Annotated in this window: 17 protein-coding genes; 5 read left to right on the forward strand and 12 right to left on the reverse strand. The window is 38.9% G+C overall.

Annotated features, from left to right (window positions below; genetic code table 11):
• Positions 1–51: 51 nt before the first annotated feature.
• The 5 genes from DFQ01_RS16540 to DFQ01_RS16560 form a co-directional block, all read right to left on the reverse strand.
• Positions 52–795: a YqcI/YcgG family protein gene (locus DFQ01_RS16540; RefSeq protein WP_110045002.1), complete on the reverse strand. Its 744-nt coding sequence runs from the start codon at positions 793–795 to the stop codon at positions 52–54.
• Positions 796–847: 52 nt separating this feature from the next.
• Positions 848–1,735: a phytanoyl-CoA dioxygenase family protein gene (locus DFQ01_RS16545; protein WP_110045003.1), complete on the reverse strand. Its 888-nt coding sequence runs from the start codon at positions 1,733–1,735 to the stop codon at positions 848–850.
• A 9-nt stretch (positions 1,736–1,744) separates the two neighbouring features.
• Positions 1,745–2,800, reverse strand: coding sequence for a hypothetical protein (locus DFQ01_RS16550; protein WP_110045004.1), 1,056 nt, complete (start codon positions 2,798–2,800; stop codon positions 1,745–1,747).
• A gap of 40 nt (positions 2,801–2,840) precedes the next feature.
• Positions 2,841–3,101 carry an acyl carrier protein gene (locus tag DFQ01_RS16555; protein WP_174812664.1) on the reverse strand — a complete coding sequence of 87 codons (261 nt, stop codon included), beginning with the start codon at positions 3,099–3,101 and terminating at the stop codon, positions 2,841–2,843.
• A 76-nt stretch (positions 3,102–3,177) separates the two neighbouring features.
• Entirely contained in the window at positions 3,178–4,713 is a 1,536-nt protein-coding gene (locus tag DFQ01_RS16560; protein ID WP_110045006.1) for an amino acid adenylation domain-containing protein, read from the reverse strand.
• A gap of 1,130 nt (positions 4,714–5,843) precedes the next feature.
• On the opposite strand from DFQ01_RS16560, the gene DFQ01_RS16565 reads away from it, so the two are divergent.
• Positions 5,844–6,980 (forward strand): hypothetical protein, encoded by a 1,137-nt coding sequence (locus DFQ01_RS16565; RefSeq protein ID WP_110045007.1) that lies wholly within the window; start codon positions 5,844–5,846, stop codon positions 6,978–6,980.
• Positions 6,981–7,851: 871 nt separating this feature from the next.
• On the opposite strand, the gene DFQ01_RS16580 is transcribed toward DFQ01_RS16565, so the two are convergent.
• The 5 genes from DFQ01_RS16580 to DFQ01_RS16600 all read right to left on the reverse strand — a co-directional run bounded on the left by DFQ01_RS16580 (position 7,852) and on the right by DFQ01_RS16600 (position 9,973).
• Entirely contained in the window at positions 7,852–8,181 is a 330-nt protein-coding gene (locus DFQ01_RS16580; protein ID WP_110045010.1) for a hypothetical protein, read from the reverse strand.
• A complete protein-coding gene (locus DFQ01_RS16585; protein WP_110045011.1) occupies positions 8,171–8,797 on the reverse strand; it encodes a hypothetical protein in 627 nt (208 codons plus the stop codon). Before DFQ01_RS16585 ends, DFQ01_RS16580 begins: the two co-directional genes overlap by 11 nt.
• Positions 8,798–8,827: 30 nt before the next feature.
• A complete protein-coding gene (locus DFQ01_RS16590; RefSeq protein WP_110045012.1) occupies positions 8,828–9,256 on the reverse strand; it encodes a metal-dependent hydrolase in 429 nt (142 codons plus the stop codon).
• 130 nt (positions 9,257–9,386) lie between these two features.
• Positions 9,387–9,767: a helicase C-terminal domain-containing protein gene (locus DFQ01_RS16595; RefSeq protein WP_245946745.1), complete on the reverse strand. Its 381-nt coding sequence runs from the start codon at positions 9,765–9,767 to the stop codon at positions 9,387–9,389.
• On the reverse strand, positions 9,764–9,973 hold the full coding sequence (locus tag DFQ01_RS16600; protein ID WP_110045013.1) for a MafI family immunity protein: 210 nt from the start codon (positions 9,971–9,973) through the stop codon (positions 9,764–9,766). The genes DFQ01_RS16595 and DFQ01_RS16600 overlap by 4 nt, the downstream gene beginning before the upstream one ends.
• Positions 9,974–10,200: 227 nt before the next feature.
• Here DFQ01_RS16600 and DFQ01_RS16605 point away from each other — a divergent pair, with 227 nt between their 5' ends.
• Complete coding sequence (locus DFQ01_RS16605; protein WP_110045014.1) at positions 10,201–11,397, forward strand: IS110 family RNA-guided transposase; 1,197 nt, start codon at positions 10,201–10,203, stop codon at positions 11,395–11,397.
• A 613-nt stretch (positions 11,398–12,010) separates the two neighbouring features.
• Here DFQ01_RS16605 and DFQ01_RS16610 read toward each other — a convergent pair.
• A complete protein-coding gene (locus tag DFQ01_RS16610; protein WP_110045015.1) occupies positions 12,011–14,275 on the reverse strand; it encodes an nSTAND3 domain-containing NTPase in 2,265 nt (754 codons plus the stop codon).
• Between the two features lie 296 nt (positions 14,276–14,571).
• On the opposite strand from DFQ01_RS16610, the gene DFQ01_RS16615 reads away from it, so the two are divergent.
• The gene (locus DFQ01_RS16615; protein WP_110045016.1) at positions 14,572–15,792 is read left to right on the forward strand and encodes a protein kinase family protein; all 1,221 of its coding nucleotides are present in this window, start codon (positions 14,572–14,574) and stop codon (positions 15,790–15,792) included.
• A gap of 376 nt (positions 15,793–16,168) precedes the next feature.
• Here DFQ01_RS16615 and DFQ01_RS32205 read toward each other — a convergent pair whose 3' ends face one another.
• Entirely contained in the window at positions 16,169–16,366 is a 198-nt protein-coding gene (locus DFQ01_RS32205; protein WP_217490335.1) for a GNAT family N-acetyltransferase, read from the reverse strand.
• 242 nt (positions 16,367–16,608) lie between these two features.
• Between DFQ01_RS32205 and DFQ01_RS16625 the strand changes: the two genes are divergently transcribed.
• Both DFQ01_RS16625 and DFQ01_RS16630 read left to right on the forward strand, forming a co-directional pair.
• Positions 16,609–17,055, forward strand: a complete 447-nt coding sequence (locus DFQ01_RS16625) for a hypothetical protein (protein WP_110045017.1) — start codon at positions 16,609–16,611, stop codon at positions 17,053–17,055.
• 396 nt (positions 17,056–17,451) lie between these two features.
• The coding region (locus tag DFQ01_RS16630) for a transposase (protein WP_110045018.1) at positions 17,452–17,718 on the forward strand (267 nt) is incomplete at its 3' end.

A 17,718-nucleotide genomic window follows, 5' to 3' on the forward strand; every position in this document is an offset into this window, starting at 1 on the left:
CCTCCGAATTATTAAATATGAAATATTCATCGCTATACTCGATGTGCATGTTCAATCATTATCTTTCGTATGAAATGGGCAGCCGCCCTTTGTCGGTTCATTATTATCAGGAATAACATACTGTTTCCAATAATAATCCTTTTTTTCACCCAGTTTCGAGCTGTCCGCAGGAATATCTACTTCATTAGCATCCCATTCCAACAAGCGAGAACGTATGATGCTCCGTGCCTTAATTCCCTCGGGGGCATCACTTTCAAATCCATTGAAAATCCTAGTTGGTTGAAAAATTAAAATGAGCGAATTCCCGTAGTTGCGGCTATGTCTCTTAAGGTAAGCCGGTGAACCTAAGAATACAAATACAGGTTCTCCATTAAAACAAAATTCCCAGGATCGGTGTTGCGGATCATAGGGCACATGCTCCGGCCAAGGGCTCGAATCGTTTTTATGAAGATATTGAAGAACTTCCCACATCTTGTTTTTGTAAAACTCCAATGGCCTTTCTTTTGTTTCCGGCTCAAAAAAAACAGTTAAATTTTGACGTTTATCTGGATTTTCACGTGATAGGTTTAAAAAAGAAGCTAAGGTAGTAGGTAATTTGCTATAGTCGTTGTTTTCAACGTACGTATATCGGATTTCACCTCTTTTTTCAGCAAGTGTCCCGAAGTAGCACGGAAATTTTGGATTCAAAACCATTTTGCTGAAGGTCTCATATTCATTTTCCAACCATTCGGGAACTTTGGTATGATCGTTCATGTCCTTATGAGTTAACATTAGAACATTATCTATCGTTTGCATGGCACACTTCCCTCTTGAAAATATTGAACAAAGCAATGGAGCAAATCCGAATTTATGTTCGAAATGCCCGCCTAATACTTTGTTCTAATAACGAATAGCCTGCGTCATCTTCTCGATGGAGATTCATCTTTTCTTTGAGAGGAACTGGAAAATTGCACATTATGCGTGCTTTGCCAGAATGATTCTGAGAGCCCGTTCGGTAAATAAATGGGTTGATCAGGAATACATCCCCTGTCTCGCCAACACATTCGACGACTTTAAGTCGAGCTCCCGATTCATCCAAATACTCTTGCTCCATAAACTTGCCTATTCTCTCAGAAGCGCGCTGCTGTGTAAAGTTGCCCGTTAATTCAGCCAACCAGGGGTTACTCTTATCAATAAGAGTTAAGGCATCTTCTTTGTATTCAATTGTACCGTCCAAATAATTCTGAAGAAATTGGATGACTAGCTTGTGTGATCCCTCGGCCAGCAAGGCTCCGCCTCCTCTAGGCCCTATATCAGAAAACAACACAAACATTAATAGTCCATGGTCAGGATTATGGACGTGCGAGCGAAAGTGAATTCCGTCCCAATGCCATGTATGAACGGGTACATTCCACTCCTCTGTAGCGCCTGCGCTCAGGTTTATCGGCCACCAGCCGAATGGAATTCCCTTTTTCTCGTAGCTTTCATCGAGACGCCCATGCCCTAGCAATTCTTTGATTGAATCCATCAATTTCGGTGTACTGCATTGACTGAATACTCCATCTCTATAATTTTCTGATAATTGGTACAAGGGTTCCCCCCAGGTTTGGCGATCCTCTGTAATCCCGAATTTCTGCTCTGCTATTTGCCATAGCTGTTGTTGCGCTTTTAATGCTATTTCCCTTGGAATCGCCCCTATAATTTTTACCCAACCTTTTTCAATGAAATGTTCGATTTGTTCGTTCGTTAATATCAATGTATTATTTCACTCGCTTTCTGTATAATTACTCTCCAGGAAGTTAATCAACTTAGTTAACGAGCTCCTTTCATTTTCCTTCAACTCAGCCATGCACCCAATTAACTTTGATATAATAACGGGGTTACCTGTCAACTCGAATTTAAGCGCGTTGTTTCTTAACGATTCAAACGATTTTTTTAAATATTCAAACTCCTCAATAAATGAACTTACTTCTAAATGAGTGTAGTGTTCGGCTAAAAATTTCAAACGTTCTACCATAATGTGCTTATGCTCCATGAGTAAGTGCATCGGGATTATTATGCCTTCCCGGGCATTGGTAACAAGCCCATGACAGATCATGTCCATATAATTGATCATACTGTCATAGACAGCCAGACCATACCTGTATCTATCGTCGGTATGGCGATCCAGCACGTTAAATACAACAGGTTTCTCGTCCCGATAAGTAACCAATTGTTCAATCATATACTTAAGATCAAAGCCTAGCTTATAACCTAATTGTTCACGCAGCTTCAAGAGATATATCTGATTCTCGTATCTTTCACATCGATATTGATTGTCATAAAACGCCTTTTCCATCTCATTCATAGGGATACTTCTTACAGATAATGCTCTACTGGCATCATAGATGAGAAAAGAAACCTCATTCGTTAATTCGTTATACCCGTGCAATAGAAGACTGTGACTATAATCTATGCCTTTAGAATGCCAATAGGTTCCCGGTATGTATTTCTCATTGATGTAGAGATAAATATAGTTATTGTTAAAAATCGCTTTTTTCACGATAGTGCTAAAATCCCAGCGGCATTCACTGATAAAATCTCTTGTTAAAACGTTATACTCAAACCAAGGCGTCACGCAGTTCCAATTGTAACCCGAATTATCTGGTAAAAAGAATGCAATGGGATGATTTTCGTTTTTAGCCTCAGCCACCAAGTGTATATAATTCATGTAGATCCATGTTCGTGTTTCTTCTTTGCATGCCAATATTGACAGTTGATATGCATTATGAGGATGAGCTTTAGACAAGGGCGTATTTAATGGAAGCAATACGGATTGCAATCGGAATCCTCCAAATCCTGTATAGTTCGTGAGCTTAGTACTATATTTTCGATACTAATTTATTGACTAATTCCGAGATGCTGCTAATCGTTTCGTATTTTTTAATAAGCAAATCATCATCTTCGATTTCTATATTAAACTCTTTTTCCAATTCGATAATTATTCGCATACATTGAATGGAATCTAAGCCCAGTTCAAACAAAGAATCAATCTGACCTATTTCACGATTTGATTGAATGACAGCATTAACAATGCGAGTTACGGAGTGATTAATGCTAATAATATTGTCTTGCACATTCATAAAGTTTCCCCACCTATTCATAAATAATAGTTCCATATCTTCACATCACGCCTATGAATATGTTGTATTATCGATGTCATTTTTCAACCAGTCTCTTTAACTGTTCTTTATCGGTTTTCCCATTTAATGTCGTAGGAAATCTGTTATGTATCGTAATAGAGCCAGGAATCATGAATTCGGGAAGTCTATCTCTGAGATAATCCTGTAATTGATTAACATTCACATCAGAACTTAACTTGGATACTACCACATGACCAGATAAAAATGTTTTTCCATTACATTCATGATACAGAACGACAGCACCTGTGATCGCTTCATTAGATAGCAGAGCATTCTCAATCTCACCCAGTTCCAGCCTCATGCCGCGAAGCTTCACTTGCCCGTCCGCCCGACCAACGTATACGATATTGCCGTCTCTTAGTTGACGGACCAGATCGCCTGTCCGATACAATCTTGCATAAGAAGGGATGTTGTCATGGTTATGCGGATTAGATACAAATTTATCTTTGGTTGCGTCCGGTTTATTAATATAGCCGCTCGAAAGACACACTCCCGATATACAAAGTTCACCAATTTCCCCATCTCCAACTTTATTGAGCTTACTATCCAATACATAGAAGCGTGTATTCGAAATAGGTTTTCCAATAGGAACGAACCTGTCCGGATAAGTACCATCAAACTTCCAAAAGCCGACACCAACAGATGCTTCCGTGGGCCCATAACCGTTATATAGCTCCGCTTTGTTAAGTTTCTCTAATGTTTTCTCGCCAAGAGAAAACGACCATTTTTCACCGCCGCACACAATGATTCTGATCGATTCGCAATCTCCCGGATCAAGAAAATCCAAAAACAGATCAAGCAAAGGCGGGATGAAATGAACCATTGTCACACGATGATCATTGATTTCCGATATCAGCTTGCGAATGTTTTTATTAATATCCGGTTTTGCAACAGCCACAACCGCACCACTTGTTAAAGGATAAAAAATCTCGCACACAGATACATCAAAGCCAATCGGCGCCTTGTGAAGTAAAACCTCATCAGGCTGCAATTTATATGTTTCTTTCATCCATACAAGCCGGTTACAAATGCCTGCATGTTGAATAGGTACGCCTTTGGGGTTACCGGTTGTTCCCGAAGTATATAAAATGTACGCTGTGTCATTAGCATCGTACATTCTTGGAGAACTGTAACTGTCGGATAACGAGCTGTACGAACAGATTTGGTTAATATCTAGAAGTACGATTCCTCCTATATTCCTGAATAAAGGCGCCAAATTCTCTTGCGTAATCACTACATTAATTCCAGCATCTTTTAAAATGTATTTAATTCGTTCTTCGGGATACTCCACAGAGATGGGAACATAGACTGACCTGCTTTTAAAAATGCCGAGTATACATGAAATTAATTGAAGAGATCTCTCCATGAATACCCCTATGCTTTGCTGCGGCCCGACCCCGATATCGATAAGCTTGTCCGCTACTCTATCAGCTTCGTCATTTAATTCCTGATAGGTCATTGAGTTCTTGTCGAATAGTACTGCTGTGCTATGAGGCTGGCATGATACGATCTCTTCGAATAATTGTGGTATAGAAGTTGCTGCATTTCTCATACAGATTAAATCCTCCTTACTAGTCAAAAAAGATATCGAAATTGCAGAAACATAAGCAGAAACTACCTTCACTTTGATATATCAACATATCAATTTAAAACTGAATATTTTGATAATATTGATAATGATAAGACACCTACAACATAACAACACATATTTAAAAATCGACGCTTTTGATTTCAATATTTTGGACACCAAGTCATTATATCCTTATATATCTATTAATGTAAAGAACATATAGTAACTATTAACCATTTTTTAACCATTTCAGAGACCGAATGAGCTCGGTCACCAGATTATTTAGAGTAGTTGTGTAGTAGGAATCGGAGTCTTCTCAGAACATAAAGAAAAAGGTATACTCAAGAATTGCTTGCTGATCACCAAGATAGAACCATACTCTTGATGGGGTACTATACCAAAAAAATGCGGAGCACATTCTCTTTTAAAATATTGTTACGACATTACTGCAAGTAATGGCTGGAACTGATGCTTCGTAAATTAAATAATATCCCGAGGATGGAACAGTTGAATTCCACAAGAGTCCAACCGCTCACTACATTTTCAAATTTTTACGTGGGAGGTCATGTGAGTTCAAACAGGTTGGAGTGAGGGACTTAAGAGTCTCAAAAACCGTGGAGGTGGGTCTGCACCTTTGATGGGCTGTCAGGGCTGGAAGTAGTCTTCCTAGAAATTTATCCGATAACAGATATGCGTTCAGCATTACGTTGTCAAAATAGTCGTCCAAGTCACAAACTATAATCAATATCTAATCCAATACTTTTCAATCTTGCACACTATAATTAAATTATCAGTTCGGAATCTGTTGTGATGGAGTTTACCTCGAGATAAATGACTATTGAACGACCATGCGTTCTCTTCTAGTATTCAATCCTCCCTTTAGGAGGATTTTCATTGCTAGAGCCATTTTTAGAGCACTGTAAAAAACGTCGTACTTGTTTTCTTTCAGGCCCGCTCGATAACTGCCCCTCTTGCGAAAATCATAAATTCGGTATAATGACTGAGGAGTTAGCCACTATTGCTGAAAGACACCGATGGACATGGGGGTATAAATTAATGTATATTTTTATACAATTAATTAAAAATCTGTATGTTACAGAACGGGGGCCATTATGAAGAAAGTACTGGACTTTGATGACACACCAATTATTGATACGTATAGTAATCAAGCTAATATCGTTGCTATCATTTCTAAGCATGATCAGTTAAAGTCTTGGATCTTAACTAGGTTTATAAGAATCGCTTATGCCAATGACAACAATTATCTTGATTTTTGTGATGGTGATTATTTCGACTATTACAGATGTCGCACAAAATACTGTGACAACAAAAAGTATTTTTTAGAATATAGTAACCATAACTTTTTGTCGGAAGAGGATGTAACAAATGAAATCCTTAATGATAATTTATGCGATACGATAATTGAATATATTAATAAGGGTGCATACATAACTATTCATCTCAATCATTTCTATATTGAAGGGTCCGACGCATTTCATAAGTTCCAACGAAACCACCAAGCGATCATTTTTGGCTATGATCTTGGCAATAAACAATTTTATGTAGCAGATAATTTTGTTCAAGGTAAATATTTAACGCTTAAGGTCAACTTTATAGATTTAGTGAAGGCACGAAGATCGTCTGAGAATATTGAATTAAAGGCTGCGATAAAGATAGTTGTACTGCCTGATAGCAGGTTCACGCTTGATTATACTAACATATATAATATTTTAGTTGATTATATATCCGGAACGGATCGATCAAACTATGGACTCATCACTCATTATGATTCATCAACAACAAATCAATATTCTTATTCACATCATAACTTTGTTTATGATTTTCATTATAAACATGAAGGCTTTTTATACGGACATCATACATACAAGCAATTTCATAAGGCCATAGCCTACAACATGGAGCATGGCGGGAAATTAGACATTAGAAGTTATCACTTAATGTGCAATCATAAAGCAGTGTTAAAAACGTTATTTGCTTGCTTCGTAGAAGAGTTTGGCATAAGAGATCACAATGGACTGTTGCAGATGTTTGATGATATTAGTACGAATTGCATGAAAGCTAGGAATTATGTTCTAAAATATAATCTCACAGCCGATAAACGCATACTCAAGAAAGTAGATGAAATATATAAAAACATTGAACTATCCGAAAAAGATGCTATCTTAACATTCCTTGACGAATTGTCAAAAAAAACAAAGGATACAACTGTACTACTACCTATTGTTTAAAAAAACTTATTTGAGTGGAAAATATATTATAAAAAGCCTGTTGAGGTATTATTTTATTCAATAGTCTGATCATTAAAAATTACAGTACAGAGCCCATACACCAGCAAATCCAGCGCGGCTAAGCGGCCTAGGCCGGCGATTGCTTTCCCGGCTTTGTGATCGCGCAATTTAAGCTGGTTAATATCTCATCAAAGACGATTGTCGATCCTTCATGATGTAGCGATAAGGGGATGTTGTGCTTTTCAACAATCCTTGTTAGTAACTCACTGAAGGATATTTCGAAGAGATCATCAACCACTGTTCCAATTTGCTCATAAATCAATTTGGACACAAGGATCTTGCGCAGATTATCGACCAGTTTTTCTTGTTTCTCACATATAACGCGAGTAACGGTTTTACGAATTTCCACTACCTTCTCAAGAATAGACGAATATAAACCATATCCACCTATGATAGTGAGGTAGAAACAGTTTCCTGCCATCATTCCTTCAGAACGAAACTCACAAAAGTAATCATCTGAAGTTTCGAGAGAGTTATTAAACCGATTAATATACAGATTCCGCTCCGATTCAGTTAAAAGCGCGAAGAATGGTTTAAGTGTGGGGAGTGGAATTTTTCAAAAGATCTCACTTTCACCATACTCGTTCTCTCCTTCTTGGACCACCTGGGTGTGTGGGAATATTCGTTGTAGACATTCCGAGAATACAGAGCATTGATCTCCAAAATTGTCGCATGAGTAGTCAATAGGCGTGGATATCACATCTGCACCTGCATCATGCGCGATCTTAACGAGAACAAATGCATCGTAAGAAGCTTGGAATTCTCCCATCTGCTCGGGCCAAATATAAGATATTTCCAATTTCCTCACCCCTTAAATAAAGGTAATTTCATCTGTCTCTTTTTCTGGCACTAGATGACGAAATGCGTTGACGAAATAGTTGCTATGAAGGAATTCATGTATTGCATTTCCATTATTAGCAACGTCGTCATTCTCATCGAGTGTCTCTGTATCCAGATAGTTCATAGCCATGTCTAAAGCTGCTTTAGCTTCTGACACAGTGAAACTGTCCCAATCGACGTTCGCACTAGTTGTGATCGTATGTGCGGCTTCGATCGCACGGAATAAACCAGGAGTGTAAGATTGCAAGTACTCCTCACGTGCCGGCAGGTTCTCTTTAAACAGAGATAGATCAAGTTTCATTCGAATTCCTCCTTGTTTTGGTACGCAAAAAAGACCAGAAGCACAAAAAAAGCGCACCGAAATAGGCACACTTCTGTTCTCCTGGTCTATAACGTACTAGATACTTAATGACGGTAAAATACCGTACTTCTCGTTCTTCTGCCGAAAATGGACGGCGAAGATTAGTTAAATCGATGTAATGATGCAAGTATAGCACATCGGCAATATACGATAAAGAGTGACAAACAAGAGTTGCAGGATAAGCGGGTCGTTTATTATCATTCAATTTCTGAATAGCTTGTTCATAGGTTTGATTCGATTCATCGATCTCTTTTGAAATGAGCATCATACGATCCTTTGTATTTGCAACTTGAACATATAGATTCATCAATGCTTCGCTGATAAGGTAACCATGACCTGCAAGGATAGGCTCGAGCCACTCTCGTACATTGCCGGGCTGCATATCAGTCAAACTACGAAGTCGCAAGTACAACGGTGTATAACATTTCTCAAGCCGTTCTTTTGTCAGTGCTTGCTTATTCTTCTTCTTGCTCTGAATTACGTCCTTCATATAAAACGGAATATACGTCGTAAAAGCTGTTAGTATTGCCGTGATGAGGGGCGTATAAGGTTCCATCTATATCAGCTCCCCTATTATGAATTGAGATTACATGATTGGCATATGCCGAAAGAATACGAAGAAAACGATCGCAAACGTGAGCAGAATAAATCCACTCTCAACGATTTTGCCTGTAGCCGTGCCTGTACTCATGAGGTTGATTTTAAGCCGCCAATCCAGTGGCGGGATCGGGCGGATTCCGCGGTTTGTAAGAGTGTCCGCTAATAGATTAAGCAAGTACGAGAGTACACCTGCAATCCAGATCGTATTGCCGTAGTCCAGAGTCGCTAAGTACAGCAGTGCAGTCCAGCCGACCACAGCATATACCGAATGTGTCAGCCTTCGATGCGGCATCAGCGCACAGATAATCAATAAGCTGCCCGCAATCATATTCCAAGGCATAAATGTATGGCCGAATGCAATCAGGCCAACGCCGATCAAAATCATCACAATATTGCGAAGTGAGCGCTTTGGCATAAACGACACTACCCCGACGAGCCCAGCAAGGACGATATTCCAAGGTGCAAAGGCTTGTCCGAAGAAATACAAGAGAACCGCTAAGCCAAGATTAAATGGGATTTACCCATCATATGTATTCCACTCCCCACTAAACTGGTAAAATTCGAACAATGTCCTCAAGTTTTTCACTGTACTTACATTTAGGCAAGCTTTTTAATACGGCCTTACCGTATCTCTTCGTCCGCATACGGCTATCCAAGATGATGACAGCTACTTGGCACTTAACAGACCGATTTAATCGACCAAACCCTTGCTTGAGCTTAATCATCATTTTCGGATACATATAGTCGACGAAGCTGTTACGCTTTGCCTTCTCGATCAAATCGATCTGAGCTTTGATTAAAGGCTCGTTTGGCATCGGGAACGGCAACTTCACGATGACGATTGTCGTCAATGCATCCCCTGCTACATCGACACCGGTCCAAAAGCTAGAACAACCAAGCACGATCGTACGAGGGTTAGTCTTCAATTGATGAATGATCTTCTCACGATCGCAGCCGGGGAATTGAACAAGTAAGCTATAACCGCGCTCAATTCAAATATCGCAGCACAAAGATGTTCAAATGCTACTCCCCACTCATTGTGCTCTAAAAGTTCTTTTACTGTGGCTCTGTCCGCTTCAGTTAATTCCGTTATTTCAACAGTTAAGTTTCTTATTTCTTTTTCAATATTCAAGGTTTATCACCTCTATGTGCTTATACGCCCCGCCCCAGTTACTTCTTCAAGGACAACGGCAACCGATCGCGTGGCCGGCAGCCGTCATGTCGTGGTGCTAACGTCTCCCGTTAGAATTCCTGTAATACGAATAATTTGGCGTTTGAACAAAAACGAGCGCCTCCAGTAAGATGGGGTTGCACACGAGGTCAAAAGCCTCAAAAAGCCCATCAGGAGGTCGCTCTACTATGAAGTTTAAGTCACAAGACAAGCAAAATCAACTCATTGAAAACATTACCGTTTCTCACCTAGTCATCGGCGTAGATATCGCACAAGAAGTTCATGTTGCCCGCGCTGTCAGTTTCCGCGGAATAGCTCTGGGAACTCCTCTCGAGTTCGGTAACCATCGTGAAGGGTTCAATCTGCTCGGACGTTGGATTCAAGATCTACTTAAATCCTACAAGCTTAGCAGCGTCATAGTCGGCATGGAATCTACTGGCCACTACTGGTTCAGCCTAGCACATTGGCTTCTCGATCAAGGCATTGAGGCTGTTCTGGTTAACCCTCATCTCGTCAAAAAGAACAAGGAAAACCGAGATAATACACCGTCTAAAAGTGACCATAAAGATGCACTTGTCATTGCAGACATGGTCAAAAACGGCTACTACTCTCCTGTTCGTTTTCATCCCGAATCTTATGAGGAACTGCGCATTCTTATGGCAAACCGAGAGACGGTTACCAAGCGCCTCAATGCTGCGGTTAATCAGATCCATCGCTGGGTAGATATTGTCTTCCCTGAGCTTCGCCATGTCTTTAAAATCCTTACTTGCACCAGTGCAATCGCAACACTTAGACTCTTCCCTTTACCAAAAGAAATCAGTCGTTTAAACACGGAACAAGTTCTTGCCGGTTGGAAGCAATATGTGAAACGTCATGCTGGTGTGAAACGCGCTGAACTGCTCATTTCACTAGCAAAAACCAGTGTAGGCACCACTCAAGCACTCCATGCTTACAAGCTTCATCTCATTCTTGAGCATATTCCATATGCACAGCAGCTGCTTGAAATACGAGGCGTCTATGTCACAAATTTAGCGGGTGTACTCGGCGAAGCTGGTGATCTAAGCGGATATGCGCACGGAAATGCTTTGCTTCGCCATGCTGGATTAAATCTAGCTGAGGCTAGTTCAGGGAAATGGCGAGGAAAGATGGTTCTCAGCAAACGAGGCCGACCTCGTTTACGTCACTTTCTTTATCTCATGACGATGAGTATGGTGATGACAAACCCAGAAATCCGAGCGGAACACCGTTACAATGTGGAGGAAAAAAAGCTAAAGAAGATGAAATCCATAATGAAATTAATCGGTAAAGTAGCACGAATGCTCGTAGCTCTGGCAAAGAACAATTCATCATACGAGCCAATCAGGGTATTCCCGCAAGCAGCATAAAACCTAACGATCCTCACCAGCTCAAGTATTCGCAGGATGACAAGAAGCACGGAGTATCGGGAGACATTGCGCAAAAGGGCTCGGACCCGTTCCGTTAGAAAGACCGACCTCCACCCCGTAGTTAGATGTGACGAAGGAATGAAAGGGCTAAGACCCGTTGAGACATGGGAGTGAGAATCGCTAGGGCGAAGTGGAGACGTGCGTATAATGGAACATTATGGGTGATCCTTATACACCTTTATTTCCGCATACCCAATTCTCTATCTCCCAGCTACTGGCTCCTTCATCATCATCTTCTTCACTTTAACTACAGGATGAAATCCTGCGAATTCATGAGTCTGAGTGAGGAAACCGAATCATTTCGAGGGAGCTTAATGCCTTTGGCCAGTTTGCACCACGATCCGGGCGCCAAAGGGAACGGACGACGATTACTGCAGCACACACAAAGCCAAGTGAGTACCACCTCCCCCGGCCCTTCCGATTGCAAATAGAATATCTAAGGTCAACAAACAAAAAGAAGCTTGCGATCTATCGCGCGCTTCTTTTTGTTATACGTTGATGAATTCTGTCATTAAATACTTTCAAGTAATTCCCTATATTTAATTATGCTGAATTATTTTAATGAATCAAAAAGGGATTCGATTGATGTTGTACTTTCTTTATCATATCTAGATTCTTTCCAGTAATCATACTCGAAATCAGACCCATCAAATTCTTGAGAGCTCTCATCCATTTGTTGAACTTTGCGAGATAACGAGTCCATTATTACTTGTGAATCTACATTAAGAAAGCTAGAAACCTCTTCTAGAGTCGAACAAAAGCCCTCAATATAATCCTTTTCATTTACCTGATCCAGATAATATCTATGTTCGGAATCAATAACATCATTAAACTTATTTCTTAATATTTGAATTTCATTAGAGTCTAGAAAATCGGGAATGATGTTGTCTATTTTATTTATGAGTTCATAAGTATCAAACTCATCTAAAGCACGAAATACTAAATCTTTAACAGCATCTATCCATTTATCTTTAGAAATACCTATTTGAAAATTAATTATAGTAAGTTTTTCAAGCAACTGTGGTAACTTTGAATTATCTGTATAATTCGTAGTTCTGATTTCATTATATAACTGATTTTCGATATCTATAAAGTCCTGACAATCAAGAGGATAGTTAAAACCAATTGCAGCCGAAATTATAAAAACAAACCTATCAATCAATTTTAAGGATTCTTTTTTGTGATTATTTCCTACTCCAAGATTTCGTAATCTAAAAGTGTCGTTGTTAAATTGCTTTAGTATAGAGTTCATATACTGTTGAGATAAATTTTGATGTATTTTGTTAATGCATTTTTTGTTATTCCATAGTGATATGTGTTGATCAAAAAAATAAAGTGAATGGCACAGCTTCCTAAGTTCGTATAAATTGTCATTTAAGTAATTTTCAATAAAATCTCTGATTGAAGGGTTGCTATAAGAGATTATGAACTCATGGCTTACTTTTCTTATGTTGATAAAATTACCTTCTAATTGACGTAATGCTTTTTTAAATTCAGTATTACTAGAATTCCTTGAATTAGTTTTGTTGTATTCATTAAATGCTGTTTCAAGATCATTAATTAATACACTATCAGTCAGGGTACTTAATACGATTAATATTCTTTGTGCATCTTCTGTAATTTGATATTCAAAAGCATGTTCCCATAGTTTGGAGGGGTTATCTAGATGGCCTAAAAATGTACTAACATACTTTGTGTCCTCAGTAGTGTTTAGTTTGGTCATCCACTCGATAATTCGAGGGCTGTAATTTGGATGCGTAATTATTCTTAAGTAGTTTTTATTTTCAATGATTTTTTCAATATTCATTTTTGGCATACCAGAAAAATATAAGTGATTGTATAGAATTTCAGCTTTATTAAAAGAAGTATAATCAGATAGATTGATTATGCATTTATTATGGTCGAAATCAGAATGTGATAGTTTCTCATATGTCATCTTTGCTTGATTTAATATATATTCTCTCGTAGTTAAAATGAACTTTGTGTTCTTTGTTCTTCTAATCCTAGTAATAAAGGAGATTAGAATTTCATCATCATTAATATTTAGTTTCTGTTCAAGACTAGTCTGACCCAAAAAATCATCGAAATAAAAAACTTGTTTAATTGCTGGATTATACACTTTTAGAGCATCATTTATACTAGAAATTTTAAAAGCTCCATATCCATGTGCCAAGTAGTCTAGAATCAACATCTCAGCTAATGTTGTTTTTCCTATTCCAGGAGATCCTGCGATGATACAGTAATTACTGTCATCCAGAATTCTCTTAGCATTTGAAAAACTTTGATTTTGAACATAGTATTTAATTTTATCTTTTATATTATCAATGCCGATGTTAGTGATATTGTAGATATCGTTATGTAGTACCCTACTTAAAACTGCTTCACTTGATAACCATAACTTGAAGTGTTTTTTTTCTATTTCAGGAAACTTCCCTAGTAAGTTATTTAGATCTGTACCACCTATGATATCGCCCGTATCTTGGATATAAGGGTTACATAAATTGATAATTGTAGTTTTATTAGCAGGTGTTAATCCTAATGATGTTACAATTAAATACCTTTTTGGTTTTAATTTTTGTATTTTGGGTAATTCGTTTTTTAAAGAATTTATTAAGTCTGAAAACTTTGAATTCGCATAATGTTTGCATTGTACTATAATCTCATTTTTTCTATCTTTACTGTACCTAAGATCAATTCCCTCATCTCTACCACTTTTGAAACTTTCCAAAGTGATATAAGATAGTTCCTTCTGTAATATATCTCTGACCAATACCTCGAAGTCAAAACTTGACAGCGAAGTGAAGTCATAGTTAGTCATGTCAGGTTATCTCCATTCATGGTTAATAGCGATGTACACTTGGATAATTTTAGCACATCATTGTCTATCTATGTGGGTTTTATTGGATGACTTTATGGTGCTGGTTACCTTTTGTTTGAATATAAGCAAGCGCCCTCGGTACCGACGGGTTTGCATACTAGGTCAATGCTTCAAGAAGCCTATCAGGAGAGCGTATCTAGATATGATTTAATCATTCCCATTTTCTGTAGATTGTTGTGATAGAATAGAAAAATATATATCCTGAATTATAACAGCCCTAAGGAGTTGAATAATCTGTGAGTTCTATTCATGCTCATAACGATAGTGTTGTTCTGATGAAACGTAAGCTGCGTGATGTCAAAGATACATTTGGACCTGATAATCTCAGGATATATGAAGATTATTATGCCTCGTTCCCCCATCAGGATCAGCAATGGTTATTCTCCGCGTTACATTATGAGGTGAACCAACTTTTACGACATCTATTTGCAAAATTCAAAGGAAATGGCCATTATAATGCAGAAGAAAGCCGTAGGCTATCAGCTATTATTCAAATGATTGTTTCACTAAAGTCAACATTAAAAAAGACGGAATTTGAGTTTGATCTGGACTCAACCTATGATGAGCTATTAAAGAAATGTAAATCATTTCTACGACCAACCAACGGCAGCCCTATCCCGGATGATCTGGAAGAGATCGAGCTGATTGACCATAGAAATATTTTCTATATAAAACAATCGGTTTCAGTACCAAACAATCCTTTGAAGGCGTATCCGTTGATTTTGGTCGGAGAAGGTTCATATGCTCATGTATTTAAATATAGAGATGAGTGTTATGACCTATGGGTCGCTCATAAACGAGCACTAAGTAACCTAACTTCTAAAGAACTCATACGATTTCGAAATGAATTTGATGACTTGAAACAACTTGACTCTCCTTTCATTATCAAGGCGTATGAGTACGACGATACAAATAATTCGTACACAATGGAATTAGCTTCTCATACGCTCGACAAATACATCTTTATATGGAATGATCGGTTATTTATGCAAGAACGAATTCGACTTATAACACAGCTGTTTCGGGCCTTCTCCTACATCCACGCTAAAGGCTTCTTACATCGTGATATTTCTTACACCAATATTCTTATCAAGTCCTTTGATGATGACAGTGTCTTTTTGAAGGTTGCCGATTTTGGCTTAGCCAAACACCCACATATTCGATTGACTCGTCCAGGAACAGAGTTTAAAGGTTCATTGAACGATTCTAACTTGAGAGTAATCGGGTTTGAAAAATACGAAGTACGACATGAAGTATTTGCTCTTGCGTTCATCATCTGCTATATCCTTACTGGAAAAAAAGAACTTTCTGCTATAAAGGATGAGATGATTTTCCGTTTTTTTGAAACTGCCACAAATCCTGAGATCAATATTCGTTTTAAATCTGTAGACGAAATGGCTGAAGCGTTTAGAAAGTTAACTCCTTATATACGAAATTTAAGTAAAATAAGGCTTTGAACGTCCGTACGGTATTTGACCTTGGTGCCTGCATGAAGTTCCAAGGACAATTATTTACGAAGCCTATGTTGTCGTCGGTTAACGATATAAGTTCTTGTCCCTTTTCGGCTAACGATATAAGTTCTTGTCATCCTACATCATCGTACTTTGTAATTGGCCGTATTGCTTGCGCTGCATGCTCTCTTGCAACGTTAAGCCATGCCTCATATGAATTTCTTGCCAGTTGCCACGTTAAATGTAAGCCAGTGAATCTTTTAATGCAATGTTTGTGTTTAGCTAAGGTTTTCTTAAAAAGCAGTTTCTCAAATGATTTTAAGTAAATGACAAGAACTTTATAACATTCCCGTTTCCCTCTTACGCGCACGCGCAACGCAGTTTATAACCGAATTGTATCCACCAGGAAAGTATCAACTTCTAAATCGATCATATGTCTCACGCCTGCAGCAATGATCGCTTTACCAATTCCCTGTCCTTGAAAATGTGGTTTCACTGCAACCCAATGAACAAATGGACATCGACGAATTCCCGTATAATTCCACCAAGCTGTAAATGTAGCAATTTTCCAATGCAACATCCTTCGTATCAAATTCCAAGACAGAAGCTTCAATTTCTGCCCACGCTACTTCATCCCCTGACTTGAATGTAACTAATGAATATCCTTTTGGTAATGAAGCATGTGGGAGCGAAGTTCTGCTTCACGTTTAAGTATGACTCTATAACATTTGCTTCTTAGGGCATTCTCGGGCGATCAGCAGCGCACCTTGTCCCACTAGGCTTCATATAATAGAGTAGCTTGAAAGTAAGGAAGTGATTTTAATGCCAAGATTACTAGATGTCAGAACATCGCAAAATGCCAGTCTACAACAATCGATCAGTACGCCGATCACACTTGTTCCTGTATTATTTGGACAGGTGGGGTTGGAATGCGTAAATCCAGGCGGAATTATACGTGTTCAATTTACTGTAACTGCGACCATTTCGTTTCCAGGCACCGTCGCAACAAATATGCCTATCTTATTCCATGTTGTAAGAGGAACCTTGATATCGGATCCCGTAGTGTACTCGGCTAATCTAACCGTACCGGCAACAGCACCGGGAGCCGGGCCTCTTATTATTCCTATGTCCGCTACAGGATCGGATTACAACGTCCCGGCTCCTCTTAACAACCAGCTTACGTATTCCGCATTCATTAGCTCCAGCAGCACGCTGCCGTCACGGGTCGGTCCGGAAAGCTTTAATGCAGCAGCTTATTCGGACTTTTAACGATCGTTGAATGGCTCAGTGCAGCGGCAGTTTAGGACTTTATAAGTCCTGGACTTCCGCTGTTTCACTTATTGTTATCTAGCGAAAATCCAGTAAAATGAGACGCCCTGTTGCATCCAGTATTTAGGTTTCCCCTTCTTTCCCCACACCTGCTATTAACAAGGACAACGGTAATAGACATACAATTAAAGCAACAATGAATATTATGATCCGTACTTTTTTATTCATATGATTTCACACCAATCCGCTACATTTCATATCAGGTAGAGTCTGCTTCACCACTTTTCATTTATATTGAATTTGTGGCCAGCTAGGTATGGAGTGCTACGATAAAAATGCAGTCGAAAAACACCCTCGTATGAAATAAAATGAAAGCTGACGAGGGGACGGGAGACAATGAAACGGTACGACAAAGTATTCAAAGAAGAAGCAGTAAGATTGAGTGATGAGATTGGACCAAAGAAAGCCGCCGAGCAATTAGGCGTGGCCTACTATACGTTGCAAGAATGGAGAAGGCGTAGAACCCTACACGGCGACGGAGCGCACATAGGGAGCGGCCGCGCTTATTCATCTGCTGATAAGACAGCGCGTGAAATCGAACTAGAAAGAGAAATAGGCGAGTTGCGTAGAGCGAATGAGATTCTCAAGGACGCACTCGGTTTT

This window comes from Paenibacillus cellulosilyticus (assembly GCF_003182255.1).
Classification (GTDB): Bacteria; Bacillota; Bacilli; order Paenibacillales; family Paenibacillaceae; genus Paenibacillus_T; species Paenibacillus_T cellulosilyticus.

Coding starts and splice junctions, on each gene's coding strand:
- DFQ01_RS16540 (WP_110045002.1), bottom strand. CDS start 795: ATGCAAACGATAGATAATGTTCTAATGTTAACTCATAAGGACATGAAC.
- DFQ01_RS16555 (WP_174812664.1), bottom strand. CDS start 3,101: ATGAATGTGCAAGACAATATTATTAGCATTAATCACTCCGTAACTCGC.
- DFQ01_RS16560 (WP_110045006.1), bottom strand. CDS start 4,713: ATGAGAAATGCAGCAACTTCTATACCACAATTATTCGAAGAGATCGTA.
- DFQ01_RS16565 (WP_110045007.1), top strand. CDS start 5,844: ATGAAGAAAGTACTGGACTTTGATGACACACCAATTATTGATACGTAT.
- DFQ01_RS16580 (WP_110045010.1), bottom strand. CDS start 8,181: ATGAAACTTGATCTATCTCTGTTTAAAGAGAACCTGCCGGCACGTGAG.
- DFQ01_RS16585 (WP_110045011.1), bottom strand. CDS start 8,797: ATGGAACCTTATACGCCCCTCATCACGGCAATACTAACAGCTTTTACG.
- DFQ01_RS16590 (WP_110045012.1), bottom strand. CDS start 9,256: ATGCCAAAGCGCTCACTTCGCAATATTGTGATGATTTTGATCGGCGTT.
- DFQ01_RS16605 (WP_110045014.1), top strand. CDS start 10,201: ATGAAGTTTAAGTCACAAGACAAGCAAAATCAACTCATTGAAAACATT.
- DFQ01_RS16610 (WP_110045015.1), bottom strand. CDS start 14,275: ATGACTAACTATGACTTCACTTCGCTGTCAAGTTTTGACTTCGAGGTA.
- DFQ01_RS32205 (WP_217490335.1), bottom strand. CDS start 16,366: ATGTTGCATTGGAAAATTGCTACATTTACAGCTTGGTGGAATTATACG.
- DFQ01_RS16625 (WP_110045017.1), top strand. CDS start 16,609: ATGCCAAGATTACTAGATGTCAGAACATCGCAAAATGCCAGTCTACAA.